Genomic DNA, 18,468 nt, shown 5'->3' on the forward strand with positions numbered 1-18,468 from the left:
CGTCGAAGGATCCGGCAGCGAGGTGACCCGAATGGCCGCGCAATTCGCATCGACACTGCCGACACCAGCCAGCGTCTTTGAATACTGGACCGACGCCTGGCAGCGAAATGTGCTGTTCCTCGACACCATGCGCAAACGGGCAGAGCAATACGAGGCGCATTCCAGCCAGACGGCCCCGCATGTCCTCGATTACAAGGTCGAGCTTGTGGTCGACGGTCGGCGCTTGGAGCGGCCCGTGAACTACATGTTGGTCCGAGTTCTGCCACCTGAAGACCAGGAGCCCGACCCGCTGAAGCGCCCCTTCGTCATCGTCGATCCACGCGCCGGCCACGGTCCGGGTATCGGCGGCTTCAAGGCCGACAGCGAGATCGGCGTTGCGATGAAAGCGGGCCATCCAGCCTATTTCATCGGCTTCTTGCCGGACCCGGTGCCCGGCCAGACCATCGAGGACATCGCCCACGCCGAGGCACAGTTCCTGGAAACCGTGATCGCCCGCCACCCCGAGGCCGAGGGCAAGCCCTGCGTGATCGGCAATTGCCAAGCGGGATGGGCGGTGATGATCGTTGCCGCCCTACGGCCGGAGCTGTTCGGCCCGATCATTATCGCGGGCGCGCCGCTGTCCTACTGGGCGGGCCTACGCGGTCAGTACCCGATGCGCTATTCGGGCGGGCTTCTGGGTGGCTCGTGGCTGACTGCGATGACCGGAGACATGGGCGCGGGCATTTTCGATGGTGCCTGGCTGGTGCAGAACTTCGAAATCCAGAACCCGGCGAACACGCTCTGGACCAAGCAATACAATCTGTGGGCCAACATCGACACCGAGGTCGAGCGCTATCTCGGGTTTGAGAAGTGGTGGGGCGGGCACGTTACGCTGAATGCCGAGGAAATGCAGTGGATTGTCGATCAGCTTTTCGTCGGCAATCACCTTTCGGCAGGCGAGGTGCGCACCTCGGACGGCACGGCCGTTGACCTGCGTAACATCCGCACGCCGATGGTCGTATTCTGCTCGCGCGGCGACAACATCACTCCACCGCAGCAAGCGCTCGGCTGGATCCTCGATCTCTACGACAGCGTCGAGGATATCCGGGCGCACGGCCAGACCATCGTCTACACGGTTCACGACCGGGTGGGGCACCTTGGCATCTTTGTCTCGGGCGGGGTGGCACGGAAGGAGCACGAGGAGTTCGCGACCAATATCGAGCTGATTGATGTGCTGCCGCCCGGCCTCTACGAGGCGGTGCTGACGCCGCGCGGCGAGGCGGTCGACAGTCCCGACCTGGTCACCGGCGAGTGGATCATGCGCTGTGAGCGGCGGACGCTCGACGATATCCGCGCGCTTGGGGGGAACGATCTGGCCGACGAGCGCAAGTTCGACACGGCGGCCCGGCTCTCCGAAATCAACCTGGCGCTCTACCGGGTGCTGGCGCAGCCCGCCGTGAGGGCGATGGTTTCGCCGCCGCTGGCCGCCGCGATGCGTGATCTGCACCCTTTGCGGCTGTCCTACGAGATATTCGGCGCGCGGAACCCGTTCCTCGCCTGGGTCGAGGGCGCCGCCGCGAGCGTGCGTGAGGACCGTCGCCCCGCAGCAGCCGACAATCCGCTGGTCGCGTTTCAGGAACAGGTCTCGCGGCAGGTCGTCGACGGTCTCGAGGCTTGGCGGAAAGCGGTGGAAACTCTGTCTGAAGACCTGTTTCATGCGGTCTACGGCTCCCCGGCGCTGCAAGCGGCGCTCGGCGTTGACCGCGGCGACACCCACCCGCCGCGCAAGGCAGCGAGAAGCCCGTTGCATGCCGCGCTGGTCGCGCACCGCATCGAAGAGCTGCGCGAAGAGATGGATCAGGGCGGTCTGACCGAAGCACTGGTCCGCGCCCTGGTTCACGTCGGCACCGCGCGCGGCCGGATCGATGAACGCGGTTTCGAGGCGATCCGCCGATTGAGCGCCCACCAGCCCGCGCGTGGAAAGATGACCCTGGCCGAGTTCAAGGAGCTGGTCCGCACTCAGTTCTTCATGCTGCTCATCGACGGGGACACCGCGCTTGAGGCGATCCCCGCTCTGCTGCCCGCGGACATGGATACGCGCCGAAAGGCCTTCGCGACGCTGCACCGGCTTCTGGAGGCAAGCGGGAAGCTGTCCGGGGAACCGATGGACCGACTGCAACGCATCGCCGGGCTGTTCGGCCTCGGATCCGAGATGGTAACTCTTGGGCCGAACGGGACCAAGGGGCGAAAGGCCTCCTGACTGTGTGGGGAACCCAACTTGCCTGACTTAACCACTGCGCCGTCGCCCAGCTCGATATATGAGCATCTGACCGCCTCTGCGCAGACCGCGGGCAGCGTCGCATACGCGGTCTCGTTGCTCTACGCCGCGTCTCGGCGGCGTGCCGCAGCCGTGGCGCGCTGAGCCAATGGACGCAATCCTCGTGATCAACGCGGGCTCCTCAAGCCTGAAGTTCCAGATCTTCGAGGTCGATGGCGCCGCCTTGGTGCCGGTCTGGCGCGGCCACATGGACGGCATCGGTGTGCGCCCGAGGCTTCGGGTCGCGGGAAGAGACAACGCGCTGGTTCTAGACCGCACCTACACGGTCAAGGAGGTTCCCGATTTGCCGGCGGCGATCGAGACGACCCGCGTCTGGCTAGCGACGCTGGATAACATCTCCTTGCGCGCCATGGGGCACCGGGTCGTTCACGGTGGGCCCGACTATGCCGAGCCCGTGCTGATCGACTCCGAGGTGCTTCAGCGGATCGCTGGCTACCAGGACCTTGCGCCGCTCCACCAGCCGAACAACCTTGCGCCGATCCGGTTGGCGATGGAAATCGAAGGGGCGGTCCCGCAGGTTGCCTGTTTCGACACCGCCTTTCACCGAACGCACCCCGATTATGCGGATTGCTACGCCCTACCCCGTGCCTATTACAACGCCGGAGTTCGCCGTTACGGATTCCACGGCCTCAGCTACGAATACATCGCCTCGCGCCTGCCCGAAATCGCGCCTGACATAGCGAATGGACGCGTAATCGTCGCGCATCTTGGAAGCGGCGCGTCGATGTGTGCGCTGTTGAACAGGCGCAGCATCGAGAGCACGATGGGCTTCACTGCGCTGGACGGCCTGCCGATGGGCACCCGCCCGGGCCAGCTTGATCCGGGCGTTGTGCTCTACCTGATCATGCAGCGGGGCATGAGCGCGCAGCAGGTCTCGGACCTGCTTTACCGGCAATCGGGGCTCAAGGGGCTGTCGGGGATCTCGAACGATATGCGCAACCTGCTGGCGAGCGACGCGCCCGAAGCCGCCTTTGCCGTCGATCATTTCGTGCATCGTTGCGCGCTTCACGCGGGGCAGCTGGCGGCGGCACTCAGCGGACTCGACGCCTTCGTCTTCACCGCCGGAATAGGCGAGAACGCGCCCGAGATCCGTCGCCGGATCAGCGCGCGGCTTGCATGGCTAGGTGCCGAGTTGGACGAGGCGGCGAACGAGGCGGGGGCCGTCCTGATCTCGACGCCGGGCAGCCGGGTTGCGCTCTATACGATCCCTACCGACGAGGAACAGATGATCGCGCGCCACACCTTGGCGAAGATCGCCCCTACCTGACCGGAGACAGCGATGACCCTACCTGCCGTCAAGGCGAAGATCCTCGAGGGGAAGAGAGGCCTGATCGTCGGCATCGCCAACGACCAGTCGATCGCCTGGGGATGCGCCCGCGCCTTTCGTGCCCTCGGCGCGGAGTTGGCGATCACCTACCTGAACGACAAGGCCAAGCCGCATGTCGCGCCGCTCGCGCAGGAGGTCGAAGCCCCGATCTTCATGCCGCTGGACGTGCGGGCAGAGGGGGAACTGGAAGCCGTCTTCGACCATGTCGCCGCCGAATGGGGTGAACTCGACTTCCTGATCCACTCCATCGCCTTCTCGACCAAGGACGCGCTTGGTGGCCGCGTCACGGACGTCCCGCGCGAGGGGTTCCAGGTGACGATGGACGTGTCGGTCTGGTCTTTTCTGCGGATGGCGCACCTGGCCGAGCCGCTGATGAAGAACGGCGGCACGATATTCACGATGACCTATCACGGCAGTCAGGCGGTCGTTGAGAACTACAACATCATGGGCGTCGCCAAGGCCGCGCTGGAATCCTCCGTGCGCTATGTCGCCGCCGAGCTGGGGCCCAAGGGAATCCGGGTCCACGCGATCTCACCGGGACCGCTGGCGACGCGTGCCGCCTCTGGCATTGAGGAGTTCGACGCGCTGCTTGAAAAGGCCAAGATCAAGGCCCCGGCGCGCGAGCTTGTGGGCATAGACGACGTGGGCGCGGCTTGCGCCTTCCTTGCTCATGACGCGGCCAGACTGATCACGGGACAGGTGCTCTATGTCGACGGCGGGTACAATTTCATCGACTGACACGCGCCCTGAGTCGACTTCTGAAACGAATTCTCCGGATGAGCCTCTTGACCTTCCAGCGGCTGGAACCCCTATCTCATGCCAGAAGCACGAGAGACGAGGTCAATCATGGGCAGCGAAACAAGGGTCGGAATCTCGGTCGAGGGCATGTCCTGCGCGTCCTGCGTGGGCCGTGTCGAGAAGGGTCTTTCCGCGCTCGACGGCGTGCGGGACGTTTCGGTCAACCTGGCTTCCGAAACCGCGACCGTGAGCGTCGCGGACCCGGCGACGCTGGTCGCCCTGGCAGAGAAACTGGACGACCTCGGCTATCCCGCCCGGAAGGCAAAGGCCACGCTCAACGTTACGTCGATGTCCTGCGCCTCGTGCGTCGGGCGGGTGGACAAGGCGCTGGCGGGGGTTCCGGGCGTTGTCTCGGTCGCGGTCAACCTTGCGGCAGAAACTGCGACGGTCGAATACCTTGAGGGCACCACGATTCCGGCAGCGCTGATCGCGGCGAGCACGGAGGCGGGATACCCGGCGGAAATCGCTGATGCAGGCAGCAGCCAGTCGCGAAACGAGCGCAAGGAAGAAGAAGCGCAGGCCCTCGGGCGGCGTGTCCTCTTTGCCGGTCTCCTGACCCTGCCCGTCTTCGTGCTGGAGATGGGCGCGCACCTGATCCCGGGCTTCCACATGGCCATCGAGCGAAGCATCGGCACTCAGACATCGTGGCTGATCCAGTTCGCGCTGGCGACCATCGTCCTCTTCGGGCCGGGGCTTGCGTTCTTCACCAAAGGCATCCCGTCGCTTCTTAGAGGAGCGCCTGACATGAACAGCCTCGTCGCCGTCGGCACCGGCGCGGCATGGAGCTATTCCGTCGTCGCGACCTTCCTGCCAGGGCTTCTGCCCGACGACGTGCGGGCGGTCTACTTTGAGGCCGCCGCCGTCATCGTCGTGCTGATCCTTGTCGGGCGCTGGCTGGAAGCGCGTGCCAAGGGGCGTACCGGTGCGGCGATCCAGGCGCTGCTGGGCCTGCAGGTCCGGACCGCACGCGTCCGCCGCGGGGAGGAAACCGTCGAGGTCGATGTCGATGCCTTGCGCGTTGGCGACATCGTCCTGGTCCGACCCGGAGAGCGCATCCCCGTCGACGGCGAGGTGACCGATGGCGGCAGCAATGTCGATGAAAGCATGATCACCGGAGAGCCGGTCCCTGTGCAGAAGAGCGCGGGCGACATCGTGACCGGCGGCACAGTCAATGGCACCGGCAGCCTGACGCTCAGCGCGGCGCGTGTCGGCGCGGACACCACCCTCGCCCAGATCATCCGCATGGTCGAAGAGGCGCAGGGCGCGAAGCTGCCGATCCAGGGGCTGGTCGACCGCGTCACGCTCTGGTTCGTTCCGGCGGTGATGCTGCTGGCCGCGCTGACGGTGGTCGTCTGGCTGTCGGTCGGCCCGGACCCGGCCTTGACCCTGGCGCTGGTCGCCGGCGTTTCGGTTCTCATCATCGCCTGCCCGTGCGCAATGGGTCTGGCCACGCCCACCTCCATCATGGTCGGCACCGGGCGTGCGGCCGAAATGGGTGTGCTGTTCCGCAAGGGCGATGCGCTTCAGGGCCTCTCGGACGTCGGGACCATCGCGCTCGACAAGACCGGGACAGTGACCGAGGGCAGGCCCGCACTTACTGACGTGGTGACCGCCGAGGGCATGGCCCGCGACCAGGTCCTCGCATTGGTCGCGGCAGTCGAGGCGCTGTCGGAGCACCCGATCGCCGAAGCCATCGTGCGTGGCGCACGAAGCGAGGGCGTTTCTCTGCCTGAAGCCACCGATTTCCGCTCCATCACCGGTTACGGGGTCGCTGCCAGTGTCGGCGGGCGGGAGGTCCTGGTTGGTGCCGACCGGTTCATGGCCCGCGAGAAGATCAACTTCGAAGAACTCGCTGAAACCGAGCGCGCGCTGGCCGAGCGGGGCCGGACCGCGCTGTTCGCCGCCGTGGACGGCAAGGCAGCAGCTGTGATCGGCGTCGCCGACCCCGTGAAGCCCGGAAGCAGGGCCGCCATTGAGGCCCTCCACGCACGGGGGTTCAAGGTCGCTATGATCACCGGCGACAAGCAGGAGACGGCCGAGGCCATCGCGCGCGAAACCGGCATCGATGAGGTGATCGCAGGCGTGCTGCCGGACGGCAAGGTGGCGGCGCTCGACAGGCTCAGGGACGGCGGTGCGAAAGTCGCCTTCGTCGGCGACGGGATCAACGATGCGCCCGCCCTCGCCCATGCCGATGTCGGGATCGCCATCGGCACCGGGACGGACGTTGCGATCGAGTCGGCGGACGTTGTCTTGATGTCCGGCGATCTTCGCGGCGTGGTCAACGCGGTGGAAGTTTCGTCGCGGACCATGCGCAACATCCGTCAGAACCTCGCTTGGGCGTTCGGCTACAATACGGCGCTGATCCCGGTGGCCGCGGGCGTGTTCTACCCGGCGTTCGGGCTTCTGCTCTCGCCGGTTTTCGCCGCCGGAGCGATGGCGCTGTCTTCGGTGTCGGTGTTGACCAACGCGCTGCGTCTGCGCCGCATCCGTCCGGTGCTCGACGAGAGCAGGCGCCCCTCGCAAGGCCTCCCGTCCCCTGCCCCGCAACCGGCCGAGTAGAAAAGGAGGTGAAGATGAACATCGGAGAAGTTGCCGAGCGCTCCGGGTTGCCGCCGAAGACGATCCGCTATTACGAGGACATCGGGCTGGTCCGCCCGCTGCGGCACGAGAACGGCTATCGGGATTTCAGGGAGCAGGATCTGCACAAGCTGGCGTTCCTGGGCCGCGCCCGGGCGCTGGGGTTCTCGATCGAGGATTGCCGGACGCTCCTCGACCTTTACGAGGACGAGACCCGCGAAAGCGCACAGGTCAAGACGCTGGCCCAGCAACACCTGAGGGCCATAGACGAGAAGATCGCCCAGCTGCAATCCATGCGTGAGACACTGTCGCATTTGGTCGACGCCTGTCACGGCGATCACCGTCCCGATTGTCCGATCCTGAGCGATCTGTCCGGGCATCCCTGAGTGCGGATCACAATTGCAGCAGTAGGGCAGGAAAATCCCGCAAGACTGTGTTATTTAAGGGATCGCATGAGATTCCGGTGCCATCCGGGATTCGCTGAACCGGGAGACGAGCCTTGGCCGAACTTACCAGACGACACTTCGTTTTGACCGGGGCTGCCCTGTTCTCGCCGCCCATCACGGGAAGCGCACTTGCCGCGCCTGTCTCGCCATCCTCCAAGTGGTCGACTTGGGATGCCCGCGTGACGCCGCCGAACTACGACCCGGCCACGTCGAACCCCTGGGGCTTTCACCCCCGGTTCCTGCCGACAAGGGTCGAGGCCAATGACGGGCTGGCCCCCGGCAGCATCCATGTCGATGCGGTGGCGCGCTATCTCTATCATGTCCGCGGTGACGGCACCGCGATGCGCTATGGCGTGGCAATCGCGCGCGGCAATCTCTACGAACCCGGCAGGTACTCGATCCGGCGGAAAGCCAAGTGGCCGACGTGGCGGCCCACAAACGATATGATCAAGCGGGAGCCTGCCGCCTACGAGAAATTCGCCGACGGTGTGGACGGCGGCCCCACCAACCCGCTGGGATCACGAGCCTTCTACCTCTATGCAGGCGGTCGCGACACCTATCTCAGGATCCACGGCACGCCAGAGCCCCGTTCCATCGGCGGTCGTGCAAGCTCGGGCTGCGTACGGATGGTGATGGCCCATATCATCGGGCTCTACGATCAGGTTGCAGTAGGATCGCCCGCCCTGCTCTACCCTGCCGAGAACGCCCTGGGCGCACGAAGCTGAGGGCTTTTCCCCAGCGGTTCAGCTCGCCGGCGCCTGCTCTATACTTGCCTGCGTGCAGATAGGTCGCCCGTCGACCGTCCGCAGCGGGAGCAGCGTGGTTTCGACCGGCCCCGCGTGCTGATACCAGTAGCAGCCGTCCTCGGGCAGCACGCGCGCGGTACGGATATCCTGGTAGGGCGCGGCCAGTGCGACCACGGATTCGGGAACGTCGCCGCCGCTTTCAACCCGGCTCGCCGCCGGCCCGCCGGTCTCGACGGTGCAGGCGCTCAGGATCAGGAATGCAGCGGGAAGTCCGAGGACAGGTTTCATCGCGCTCTCTGCTTTGTCGGGGCCGATCAGGAACTTGGCACCTGAAACACTGCCGCGCAACAGCCGCGCACACCTCGTGGGGCTTGGGCGCGCCACCTGTAGCCGAAATCCCTCGCCTGTCTCAGACGATGCCGAACCCACCGCCGCCGGGCGAACGAAGCTCCACCGCATCCCCGGGCTCCAGGTCTGCGTGATCGTTGGCCCGGAGCCTGACCGACGTCCCGTCCCGCAGCCGCAGCCAGTTTTCGCCGCAGGCGCCGGGGGCGCCGCCCGCCATGCCATGCGGCGGCACGATACGGTGGGAGGTCAACAGCGTCACGGTCGCGGGCTCGAGGAAGCGCAGCACCCGCACGATGCCATCGCCGCCACGCCAACGACCGGCGCCGCCCGAACCCTTGCGGATCGAGAACTCCTCGAGCCTCACCGGGAAGCGCGTCTCAAGCACTTCCGGGTCGGTCATCCGCGTGTTGGTCATGTGGCTGTGCACTGCGCTGGTGCCGTCGAAACCCTCGCCCGCGCCGGTGCCGCCGCAGATCGTCTCGTAGTTCTGGAAGTGCGTGTTGCCGTAGACGAAATTGTTCATCGTCCCCTGACTGCCGGCGATCACCCCCAGCGCGCCGAAGAGCGCGTCGGCGATGGCCTGGCTGACTTCGGTATTGCCCGAGATCACCGCAGCGGGCGGGCGCGGGTTGATCATCGAGCCCTCGGGGGCGAGGATCTCGATCGGCTTCAGGCAGCCCTCGTTCATCGGGATATCGTTACCGACCAGTGTGCGGAAGACGTACAGGACCACCGCTCGGCAGATCGCCAGCGGCGCGTTGTAGTTCAGCGCACTTTGGCCGGAGGTGCCGGTGAAGTCGATCACCGCACGCCGCGCAGTGCGGTCAACACGGATCGCAACCTCGATCCGCGCGCCATCGTCCAGCGGGTAGGAGAAGCTGCTATCGGTCAGCGCGCCCAGCACCCGGCGTACGCTTTCCTCGGCGTTGTCCTGCACATGGCGCATGTAGGCCTGCACCGTGTCCAGCCCGAATTGCCCGGTGATCCGCTGCAACTCGCTTGCGCCGGTCGCGTTGGCCGCGACCTGCGCGGCCAGGTCGGCCATGTTCTGGTCGATGTTCCGGCAGGGCCAATCGCCCGAGGCCAGCAGCGCGCGGGTCTCGGCCTCGCGTAGCGTGCCCTGTTCGACCAGCAGGAAGTTGTCGATGACGACGCCCTCTTCCTCGATCCGGGTGCTGTCTGGCGGAGCCGAGCCGGGGGTCTTGCCGCCGATGTCCGCATGGTGCCCGCGCGAGGCGACGGTGAAGACGATGTTCTCGCCCGCCGCATCGAACACCGGAGTGATGACCGTGACATCGGGCAGGTGCGTGCCACCGTTGAACGGATTGTTCATCATGAACACGTCGCCGGGGCGAATCTTGCCCTCGTTTGCGCGCAGGACGGTCCGCACGCTCTCGCTCATGGATCCGAGGTGCACGGGCACATGCGGCGCGTTCGCCACCAGATCGCCATTGCCGTCGAAGATCGCGCAGGAGAAGTCCAGCCGCTCCTTGATGTTCACCGAATAGGCGGTGTTGGCCAGGGTCGCGCCCATCTGCTCGGCGATGGACATGAAGAGGTTGTTGAAGACCTCGAGCATGACCGGATCGACGCTGGTGCCGATCGCCTCCTGCCGGGCCAGCGGCACGACGCGGCACAGCAACAGGTTGCCGCCAGGAAGCGCCTCGGCCTGCCAGCCGGGCTCGACGATATTGGTTCCGGTGGGCTCGGTGACGATGGCAGGCCCTACGACGGTATCGCCCGGCGCCATCGCGGCGCGATCATGGACGGGCACCTCGCGCCAGTCGCCCTCGGTGAACATACGTGCGTTGCCCGGCGCGGCGCCGGTCGGCGCGGCGTCAGGCAGGGTCACGCCCTCGCCCGTAGCGCCGATCGCCTCGGCCGAGAGCATCTCGATGACCAGCCCGTCGAGCGCGGGGACAAAGCCGAAGCGCTGCTTGTGGGCGGTGGCGAAGGCCTCGGCCATGTCCGATGGCGCACCGAACGGCACCGGCAGCGCCTGGTGGCCGCCGGGCGTTCGGACATGCGCGGTGCGCAGCACCCGGATCGAGTCGGGACCGATCCCCTGCGCGGCCACTTCGCCCGAGGCGTCGCGCACCAGATTATCCAGCGCCGAACCTGCCGAGGCATCGTCCAGGCCCCCGCCGAACTGTGCTTCGCGCAGCGCACGGATGTCCGCCAGCCCCATGCCAAAGGCCGACAGCACGCCCGCGAACGGGTGCACGAAGATCCGGCTCATGCCCAGCACGTCGGCGACCTGTGCGGCATGCTGGCCGCCTGCGCCGCCGAAGCAGTTCATCGTGTAGCCGGTCACATCATAGCCGCGCTGCACGCTGATCTTCTTGATCGCGTTGGCCATGTTCTCGACCGCGATGCGCAGGAAGCCTTCGGCCAGATCCTCGGGGCGGCGTGGCGGCTCGCCGGTTTCGGCGGCGATCTGCGCAGCGAGGGCGGCGAACTTCTGGCGCACCACCTCGGCGTCCAGCGGCTGATCCCCGCCGGGGCCGAAGACCGAGGGAAAGCGGTCCGGCTGGATCTTGCCCAGCATCACGTTGCAGTCGGTTACGGTCAGCGGCCCGCCCCGGCGGTAGCAGGCCGGGCCCGGATCGGCCCCGGCGCTTTCCGGGCCGACCTGAAGCCGCCCGTCGCGGAACGACAGGATCGAGCCGCCGCCGGCAGCGACGGTGTGAATGCTCATCATCGGGGCGCGCATCCGCACGCCCGCGACCTCGGTCTCGAAACTGCGCTCGTATTCGCCCGCATAGTGGCACACGTCGGTCGAGGTGCCGCCCATGTCGAAACCGATCAGCTTGTCGAACCCCGCCGCCTCGGCCGAGCGGACCATGCCGACCACGCCGCCCGCAGGCCCCGACAGGATCGCGTCCTTGCCCTGGAACAGCGCCGCATCGGTCAACCCGCCGTTCGACTGCATGAACATCAGCGACCGGCAGCCGCCCTGTGCCGCCCCAAGCGCGTCGCTGACCTGCGCCACATAGCGCCGCAGGATCGGCGAAAGGTAGGCGTCGACCACGGTGGTGTCACCGCGCCCGACCAGCTTGATCAGCGGGCTAACCCTATGGCTGAGCGAGACTTGGGTGAATCCCGCCTCCTCGGCCAACCGTCCGATCGCTTGCTCATGCGCCGGAAAGCGGTAGCCGTGCATCAGTGCCACGGCGACCGAGCGGAACCCGTGCGAGTGAGCCTCGGTCAGCGCGGTTCGCACGGCCTCCTCGTCCAGCGGCGTCAGGATCTCGCCCTCGGCCGAGAGACGCTCGTTCACTTCCACCACGTCTTCATGCAGCAGTTCGGGCAACTCGATCTTCAGATCGAACAGGCGCGGGCGGCTTTGATAGCCGATGCGCAGCAGGTCGCGCAGGCCGTGCGTGATCAGCAGCAGCGTCCGCTCACCCTTGCGCTCGAGCAGCGCGTTGGTGGCGACGGTGGTGCCCATTTTCACCGCGTCGATGGTGCCCCGCGGGATCGGCTCTCCGTCCCTCAAGCCCAGCAGTTCGCGAATACCGTGCACGGCGGCATCGCGATAACGTTCGGGGTTCTCCGACAGCAGCTTGTGGCTGACCACCTGCCCGTCGGGACGCCGCGCCACGATGTCGGTGAAGGTGCCGCCACGGTCCACCCAGAACTGCCACATGGGTCGTATTCCTTTCAAATTCAGGCGCTCGGTGCCGGCGCCATGGCCTCGCCCGCCTCGAGAATGCGGCGCGGCAGGCGGGTCAAGGTGCGCCCGCCCGAGGGGGTGACCAGAACCGTTTCCGACAGCGCGAGCCCGCGGGCGGTCGCGTACATGTGGAACACCTGTCCTGCCTCCAGCCGCCAGTCGGCGCCGGGGTGGAAACTAAGCGATGTGTCCGAAGACCGGGGTGTCTTGGCGTAGAGACCTAGTTGGTAGCCGGTGATGTTGGGAAAGCCCGCGCGCAATCCTTCGTCCAACATGGGTTGGCGCAGAAGCGCGTCGATCTCGCGCGCGTTGCCGCCGGGAACCATCGCGGCGATCTGGGCATCCTGAAGCGCACGGATCCGCTCCATCGTCGCGTTCTCCTCGGCCGTGGGCGAACCCAGCCGGATCGAGCGCATTACCCGCGCCGAATAGCCCGCGACCCGAGGCACCAGTTCGACGTGCAGCACGTCGCCCTCGGCCAGCCGATCATCCCGCAGCACCGTGTGCAGGAAGCCCATGTCGTGCCCCTGCCCCTCGGCCCGGCGCGAGACCGAGATCGGCCCGACCCAGTAATCGTCCGCGCCCCGCGTGAGGTAGTGCCGCGACGCTATGGCCGAGGCATCGCGGGGCCGCATCCCCGCCCGCAGGCTGCGGGCGATGGCCACCATCGCGCCATCGGCGATTTCCGAGGCGTGCTCAATCCGTCCGACTTCCAGCGCATCCTTGACGCTGCGCAGCAGGTCAGCGCTGCCGGGCATGTCGACGAAGCGCACACCGGGCAGCAGCGCCTCTAGCCGATCGCGGGTCCGGGCAGTGAAGCCGAAACTGCCAAAATCCGCGCCCACGGCCTGCGCACCGGTATCGAGCAGCGCTCCGGCCACCGCGCCGTGCGCGTCCTGGTGATCCGCGTAGACCTGTACCAGCGGCACCCACGTCGCGGCGCGGCAAGGCACCTCGTCGATGGCGCGCAGCACCCAGACCGGCGGGCCTTCCAGCGGGACGACGCAGCCGCGATAGAAGGTTTCCGACACGGTATAGCCGGTCAGCCATTGCAGCATCTCGGCATGATCGCACAGGTACGCGCCGACGCCGGCCTCGCGCATTGCCCCTCGCAGCAGGGCCAGCCTACGGTCGAAGGGCGCGGGGATCATGCGCCTTCAAGCTCGCAGATCTCGCAGATCGCGAGGATGTACATCCGCACGCAGTCGATAAACTGGCGCTTTCGCACCCGCTCGTCGGGCATGGTGTTGAACTCGCCGCCCGGGCCGCAGACCACGCCCTCCATCCCGGCCTTGGCCAGGTGGGCAGCGTCGGTGCCGTAGAAGGCGGGCGGGCGGATCGGCCCGGTGGGCTGCGGTGCGACGCGCACCTTCTCGTGGGCGCGGTTCACGACCTGCACGATGCGTGCATCGCGGGAGACCTCGAAAGGGGGCATCTGCGGCTTGTTCCGACGAAGGTCGTGCGAGCCTAGCGTGTATTCCAGCCCCGGGTACTCCAGCACCAGCGCGTCGAGCAGCTGGCGCATGTCGTCCATCACGCTCTCGATGTCCTGGCTTGGGGCGTATCGGCAGGTGCCCAGGATCTTCGCGTTGTCGGCCACCTGCGGCGGGCGCCACTCGTGGAACTCAGGCCCGAGGCCCGCGCGCACCACGCCGACATGGCCCCGGTTCACGCTGCGATGATCGGCCGAGGTGACGCCCGAGAAGGTGATGTTGTTGATGCGCGGCACCAGCGCGGCGGCGGCGGCGAGCGCGTCGCACGCTTCCTCCCGCTTGGACAGGTGCCGGGTCTTGCCCGTCAGCGTAATCTCGAAGCTGAAGGCCCCGGCGTGCAGCGTCAGCGCCTGAAGGTCCGTGGGTTCGGAGTTGATGAAGTAATCCGCCCGCGTGCCCTGTTCGATCATCCGAACGGTGCCGATTCCGCCCTGAAGCTCGCCGACTACGAAAGTCAGGATCACGTCGCCCTTGAGCTTCGCACCAGCCTTCAGCAGCGTCTCGACGGCACAGAGATAGGCCGCATCGCCCGCCTTCATGTTCGACACGCCGATGCCGTATATGAACTCGTCGTCGATCACCCCGCCCCAGGGGTCGACCGTCCACCCCGAGGTCGCGGGATTGGTGTCGAGATGCCCGTTGAACAGCAGGCTCGACCCGCCGCCGGTGCCCTTGAGCGTGCCGATCGCGTTGACCCGCTGCCCCTCGACCGGCTGCAATTCGGACTGCAGGCCAAGGCCCTGCATGATCTCGTGCATCCGGTCCGACAACGCGCGCTCGCCGTCGGTTTCGGTATAGCTCTTGTGCTGCACCATCTCGGCCAGGCGCGCCAGGCAGGCGTCCTCGTCGATATGAGCCAGGATGTCGTCGGGGGTCATGGTCGCTCCAATAGTCTTCGTCATTCCGCGGCGAACCGCCAGACCGGCGGGGCCTCGGACAAGGCTTCGGTTTCGATATGGCAAAGGATCTCGTGGCCCCCGCCCGCCTGTCGGCGCGGCGGGGGACTCTCGGCGCAGACCGCCCCGATGCGCCGCGGACAGCGGCTCTCGAACGGGCAGCCCGGCAGACGGGCGGTTCTTGGGGGAAGGCCGCCGGTCAGCCGTACGCGCCGAGTCTCGGAGTGCGGGTCGATCGAGTGCGAGGACGACAGCAGCGCCTCGGTGTAGGGGTGGTAGGGCCCGGAATCGATGCCCGCCATTTCCCGCCGCTCGACGATCTCACCCAGGTACATCACCGCGACCCGGTGCGCGAGGTGCCGCAGGATCGCGAGGTCGTGGCTGATGAAGATCAGCGCGCAACCGCTCTCAGCCTGGATCTCGCGCAGAAGCGCGACAATCGCCGCCTGCACCGCCGCATCGAGGCCCGATGTCACCTCGTCCGCGATGATCACCTCGGGCCTTGCGGCCAGCGCGCGGGCGATGGCCACGCGCTGCTTCTCGCCGCCCGAAAGCTGGTGCGGATGACGGCTGGCGTAACTCGCGGGCAGGCTGACCCGCTCGAGGATGCGCGAAACCTCGGCCTTGCGTTCCTCGCGCGAGAGCGTCGGCTGGTAGAGTTTAAGCGGCCGCGTAAGGATCGTTCCGACCGTGTGGCGCGGATTGAGGCTGCTGTCGGGGTTCTGGAAGATCATCTGGACCCGCGCGCGATAGTCCGCGTCCATCCGTTCGACGACCCGGCCGCCCAGTTCCAGCTCGCCCTCGAAAGGCACCAGCCCCGCCAACGCGCGGGCGAGCGTGGACTTGCCGCACCCGGACTCGCCAACCAGCGCCAGCGTCTCGCCCTTGTGCAGCCTCAGGTTTGCACCGAGCACCGCATGGACCAGCTTTGGTTCGCGACCGCGCAGCTTGTCCGCCAGAGTCGCACGGCCATAGGTGACCTTCAGGTCATGCAGCCACAGCACCGGTGCCTCCTGCGGCGCGGGCCGCGCCCCTGCCCGAGGGATCGCCGCATCGCTGTCGAACCCGCCGCGCGCGCACGCCAGAAGGCGGCCATGCTGAGGCTCCAGATCGACCACCGCCTTGTCGCAAACGCCAGACGTAAAATGCGGGCAGCTTTCGGCATAGATGCATGGCGGCGGCGCAGTCAGGCGCGGCGCAGGCCGCGCGCCGCGTTCGTTCAGTCCCCTCCCCGTCCGGCTGTCCGAAGGTCTGGGCAGGCTTGCAAGCAGCGCACGGGTGTAGGGATGCCGGGGCGCCTTGAAGAGCAGCTCCGCCGAGGCTTCCTCGACAATGCGGCCGCCGTAGATCACCGCGACGCGGTCGGCGATCTCGGCCACGGTGCCGAGGTCGTGGCTGATGAACAGCCCCGCGACGCCGGTCTTGGCCTGCAATTCGCGGAACAGGTCCAGCAGGGTCGCGGCGGTGGTCGCATCCAGCGCCGAGGTTGGCTCGTCGAAGAGGATCAATTCGGGATCGCAGGCGAAGGCGAGCGCGAGCACGACGCGCTGCTTCTCGCCGCCCGAAACCTGGTGCGGGTAGCGCGCCATCATCCCCTTCGGGTCCGGCAGGCCGACCAGCTCCAGCAGGGCGCGGGCGCGCTCGGCCAAGCTCTCCTCGGCGTCCGGGGCGTGGGCGGCCAGCGTCTCGATCAGGTGCCCGCCCAGCGTCTGTACCGGGTCGAGCGCGGTAGCGGCGTTCTGGAACACCATGGCGATCCGCTTGCCGCGCACGGCGTCCAGAGCCGCACGGTCCATCGCCGTCAGATCGTCCCCGGCCAGCTCGATCGTTCCGGCCTCGTGCGCCACGCGCCCCGGCAGGTCCCGCATGATCGCGTTCGCCAGCGAGGACTTGGCCGAGCCGCTCTCGCCCACCAGGCCCAGCACCTCGCCGCGCCCGATGGTCAGGTTCACCCGGTCGAGGATGCGCACCTCTCCGGCGGCGGTCGCGTAGCTGAGCGCGTAGTCCGTCACGCGCAGCGCGGGGGAGGTCGTGTCTTGCGCCATGCCGCTCACTCCGAGGCTCGGGGGTTCAGGACGTCGCGCAGACCGTCGCCCAGAAGGTTGAAGGCGATGGCGACCAACGCGATGGCCGCGCCCGGCACGACGACCGGCCAGGGGCTGCGGAACAGGTGGTCGCGCGCCTCGGCGATCATCAGCCCCCACTCGGGCGAGGGCGGTTGTGCGCCGAGGCCCAGGAAGGACAGCGTCGCCAGCGTCATGATCGCGAAGGCGACGCGGATCGTGGCCTCGACGATGACGGGCGCGACGACGTTGGGCAGGATCTCGGCCAGCACGATCCACGCAGCGCTTTCCCCGCGCGAGCGGGCGGCGGCGACATAGTCGCTGCTGCGCACCTGGAGCGTGACCGAGCGCGCGATCCGCGCCATGCCCGGCGCGAAGGCGATGCCGATCGCGACTACCGCGTTCACCGAGGACGAGCCCAGCACCGCGAGGATCATCAGCGCGAACAGCAGGCTGGGGATCGCCATGAAGGCATCGGTCAGCCGCATCATCAGCTCGTCCGCCCGACCGCCGAGGTAGCCCGAGACGATGCCGATCAGTGCGCCCGCCACCGTGCCGATCACCGTCGCCAGCACCGCCAGCAGGATCGTCGAGCGAGCGCCCGACAGAACCCGGCTGAACAGGTCGCGCCCGTACCAGTCGGTGCCGAAGGGGAATTCGGCCGAGGGCGCGGCGAAGCGTGCGCCGAAGTTGAAGCTCTCAGGGTCGTTGGGCGCCAGCGCCGGGCCGAAGGCGGCGACCAGCAGCAGGATCGTGACCGCGACGAAACCGACAGCGCCCTGCGGGCTGCGCATCAGCGCGCGAAGCGTGTTCAGGACAGCACTCATTCGAACTGGATCCTCTTGTCGAGCACCGCATAGGCCAGATCGGCCAGCAGGTTCGCGAAGGCGTAGGTGACGGCCATGATCAGCGCTCCCGCCTGAAGCATCGGCAGGTCGCGGTTCTGGATCGCCAGGATCAGCTGCCGTCCGACACCGGGGAACGAGAACACCTCCTCGACCACGATCACGCCGCCGATCAGGTAGCCTATGTCCAGCGCAATAACGGTGATGGCGGGCAGCAGCGAGTTGCGCAGGGCGTGGTGATAGAGAACCCGCCGCCGCGAGAGGCCGCGCAGCCGCGCCGCACGCACGAAGTCGCTGTCGAGCGTGTCGGCCATCTCCGAGCGGACCATGCGGCTGACATGCGCCGTGAGCACAATGGTCAGGGTCAGTACCGGCAGCGCGATATGGTGCAGCGCGTCCCAGAAATCCTCGGTGAAGGGCGTGTAGCCCGAGGCCGGGAACAGACCGACCGACGGCCCCGCCAGCCAGACCAGCAGCAGCGTCGCCAGCACGAACTCGGGCAGCGAGACACCAATGTAACTGACGACCGAGACCACGAGATCCGCAGGCTTGCCCCGGCGCGAGGCGGCAAGGACGCCCAAGGGGATCGCCACGATCGTCACCAGCGCCAGCGACAGCGCCGCCAGGATCGCCGAGCGGCCAAGTGCCGACAGTATCGTCGGCCCCACCGGCTGGCCGGTTCGCATGGAGGTGCCGAAATCGCCCTGGAGCACGCCGGACAGCCAGTTCCAGTACTGGACTAGCGCCGGCTGATCGAGCCCAAGGCGCTGGTTCAGCGCGGCAAGCGACTCTTCGGTCGCATACTCGCCGAGGATCATCGTGGCCGCGTTTGCGGGCAGGATCTGCGTGACCGCGAACACGATCAGCGAGACAAGGAAAGCCGTCAGCGCCAGATAAAGCAGGCGCTTGAGCAGGAAGCTGGCCGACATGGCGGCT

At 67.2% G+C, this 18,468-nt stretch carries 13 protein-coding genes; 6 read left to right on the top strand and 7 right to left on the bottom strand.

Features of this window, described 5'->3' with window-relative positions:
- The first annotated feature begins 31 nt into the window (after positions 1 to 31).
- The 6 genes from ACW9UR_RS14990 to ACW9UR_RS15015 all read left to right on the top strand — a co-directional run bounded on the left by ACW9UR_RS14990 (position 32) and on the right by ACW9UR_RS15015 (position 8,190).
- Positions 32 to 2,239 carry a DUF3141 domain-containing protein gene (locus tag ACW9UR_RS14990; protein ID WP_458917832.1) on the top strand — a complete coding sequence of 736 codons (2,208 nt, stop codon included), beginning with the start codon at positions 32 to 34 and terminating at the stop codon, positions 2,237 to 2,239.
- 166 nt (positions 2,240 to 2,405) lie between these two features.
- Entirely contained in the window at positions 2,406 to 3,584 is a 1,179-nt protein-coding gene (locus ACW9UR_RS14995) for an acetate/propionate family kinase (RefSeq protein WP_458917833.1), read from the top strand.
- A gap of 39 nt (positions 3,585 to 3,623) precedes the next feature.
- Positions 3,624 to 4,382: an enoyl-ACP reductase FabI gene (gene fabI / locus ACW9UR_RS15000; protein ID WP_458918279.1), complete on the top strand. Its 759-nt coding sequence runs from the start codon at positions 3,624 to 3,626 to the stop codon at positions 4,380 to 4,382.
- 108 nt (positions 4,383 to 4,490) lie between these two features.
- Positions 4,491 to 7,001 (top strand): heavy metal translocating P-type ATPase, encoded by a 2,511-nt coding sequence (locus ACW9UR_RS15005; protein WP_458917834.1) that lies wholly within the window; start codon positions 4,491 to 4,493, stop codon positions 6,999 to 7,001.
- 14 nt (positions 7,002 to 7,015) lie between these two features.
- The gene (cueR, locus tag ACW9UR_RS15010) at positions 7,016 to 7,405 is read left to right on the top strand and encodes a Cu(I)-responsive transcriptional regulator (RefSeq protein WP_458917835.1); all 390 of its coding nucleotides are present in this window, start codon (positions 7,016 to 7,018) and stop codon (positions 7,403 to 7,405) included.
- A gap of 113 nt (positions 7,406 to 7,518) precedes the next feature.
- Positions 7,519 to 8,190, top strand: a complete 672-nt coding sequence (locus tag ACW9UR_RS15015) for a L,D-transpeptidase (RefSeq protein ID WP_458917836.1) — start codon at positions 7,519 to 7,521, stop codon at positions 8,188 to 8,190.
- 18 nt (positions 8,191 to 8,208) lie between these two features.
- On the opposite strand, the gene ACW9UR_RS15020 is transcribed toward ACW9UR_RS15015, so the two are convergent.
- From ACW9UR_RS15020 to ACW9UR_RS15050, 7 genes are all read right to left on the bottom strand, one after another.
- Positions 8,209 to 8,499: a hypothetical protein gene (locus tag ACW9UR_RS15020; RefSeq protein WP_458917838.1), complete on the bottom strand. Its 291-nt coding sequence runs from the start codon at positions 8,497 to 8,499 to the stop codon at positions 8,209 to 8,211.
- Positions 8,500 to 8,620: 121 nt separating this feature from the next.
- On the bottom strand, positions 8,621 to 12,208 hold the full coding sequence (locus ACW9UR_RS15025; protein ID WP_458917839.1) for a hydantoinase B/oxoprolinase family protein: 3,588 nt from the start codon (positions 12,206 to 12,208) through the stop codon (positions 8,621 to 8,623).
- A gap of 20 nt (positions 12,209 to 12,228) precedes the next feature.
- A complete protein-coding gene (locus tag ACW9UR_RS15030) occupies positions 12,229 to 13,386 on the bottom strand; it encodes a M24 family metallopeptidase (RefSeq protein ID WP_458917841.1) in 1,158 nt (385 codons plus the stop codon).
- Positions 13,383 to 14,606, bottom strand: a complete 1,224-nt coding sequence (locus ACW9UR_RS15035) for a M20 family metallopeptidase (RefSeq protein WP_458917843.1) — start codon at positions 14,604 to 14,606, stop codon at positions 13,383 to 13,385. The genes ACW9UR_RS15030 and ACW9UR_RS15035 overlap by 4 nt, the downstream gene beginning before the upstream one ends.
- Before the next feature lie 20 nt (positions 14,607 to 14,626).
- Positions 14,627 to 16,669 (bottom strand): dipeptide ABC transporter ATP-binding protein, encoded by a 2,043-nt coding sequence (locus ACW9UR_RS15040; protein ID WP_458917844.1) that lies wholly within the window; start codon positions 16,667 to 16,669, stop codon positions 14,627 to 14,629.
- 5 nt (positions 16,670 to 16,674) lie between these two features.
- Positions 16,675 to 17,514 carry an ABC transporter permease gene (locus ACW9UR_RS15045; protein ID WP_458917845.1) on the bottom strand — a complete coding sequence of 280 codons (840 nt, stop codon included), beginning with the start codon at positions 17,512 to 17,514 and terminating at the stop codon, positions 16,675 to 16,677.
- On the bottom strand, positions 17,511 to 18,461 hold the full coding sequence (locus tag ACW9UR_RS15050; protein ID WP_458917846.1) for an ABC transporter permease: 951 nt from the start codon (positions 18,459 to 18,461) through the stop codon (positions 17,511 to 17,513). The genes ACW9UR_RS15045 and ACW9UR_RS15050 overlap by 4 nt, the downstream gene beginning before the upstream one ends.
- Positions 18,462 to 18,468: the final 7 nt, after the last annotated feature.

The sequence above is a fragment of the Halovulum sp. GXIMD14794 genome, assembly GCF_054457455.1.

Coding starts and splice junctions, on each gene's coding strand:
- ACW9UR_RS15025 (WP_458917839.1), bottom strand. CDS start 12,208: ATGTGGCAGTTCTGGGTGGACCGTGGCGGCACCTTCACCGACATCGTG.
- cueR (WP_458917835.1), top strand. CDS start 7,016: ATGAACATCGGAGAAGTTGCCGAGCGCTCCGGGTTGCCGCCGAAGACG.
- ACW9UR_RS15030 (WP_458917841.1), bottom strand. CDS start 13,386: ATGATCCCCGCGCCCTTCGACCGTAGGCTGGCCCTGCTGCGAGGGGCA.
- ACW9UR_RS14990 (WP_458917832.1), top strand. CDS start 32: ATGGCCGCGCAATTCGCATCGACACTGCCGACACCAGCCAGCGTCTTT.
- ACW9UR_RS15040 (WP_458917844.1), bottom strand. CDS start 16,669: ATGGCGCAAGACACGACCTCCCCCGCGCTGCGCGTGACGGACTACGCG.
- ACW9UR_RS14995 (WP_458917833.1), top strand. CDS start 2,406: ATGGACGCAATCCTCGTGATCAACGCGGGCTCCTCAAGCCTGAAGTTC.
- ACW9UR_RS15020 (WP_458917838.1), bottom strand. CDS start 8,499: ATGAAACCTGTCCTCGGACTTCCCGCTGCATTCCTGATCCTGAGCGCC.
- ACW9UR_RS15035 (WP_458917843.1), bottom strand. CDS start 14,606: ATGACCCCCGACGACATCCTGGCTCATATCGACGAGGACGCCTGCCTG.
- ACW9UR_RS15005 (WP_458917834.1), top strand. CDS start 4,491: ATGGGCAGCGAAACAAGGGTCGGAATCTCGGTCGAGGGCATGTCCTGC.
- ACW9UR_RS15050 (WP_458917846.1), bottom strand. CDS start 18,461: ATGTCGGCCAGCTTCCTGCTCAAGCGCCTGCTTTATCTGGCGCTGACG.
- ACW9UR_RS15045 (WP_458917845.1), bottom strand. CDS start 17,514: ATGAGTGCTGTCCTGAACACGCTTCGCGCGCTGATGCGCAGCCCGCAG.